At 72.5% G+C, this 218-nt stretch carries 1 protein-coding gene; it reads left to right on the top strand.

Annotation, left to right across the window (positions count from 1 at the left end; genetic code table 11):
• The coding region (locus H0H10_RS03175) for a phosphopantetheine-binding protein (RefSeq protein WP_188179244.1) at positions 1 to 218 on the top strand (218 nt) is incomplete at both ends.

Below are 218 nucleotides of genomic sequence, written 5' to 3' on the forward strand. Positions count from 1 at the left end.
CGACTTCTTCGAACTCGGCGGCCACTCGCTGCTGGCGACGCGGCTGGTGAGCCGGGTCCGTGCGGTGCTCGGCGTGGAACTGGAGATCCGGGAACTGTTCGAGGCACCGACAGTGGCCGGGCTGTCGGCGCGGATGGGCCGTGCTCCCACGGCACGGCCGGCGTTGGTGCCGGTGGTGCGTCCGGAGCGGGTTCCGCTGTCGTACGCGCAGCGGAGGC

It is taken from the genome of Streptomyces griseicoloratus (assembly GCF_014534645.1).
GTDB lineage: Bacteria > Actinomycetota > Actinomycetes > Streptomycetales > Streptomycetaceae > Streptomyces > Streptomyces griseicoloratus.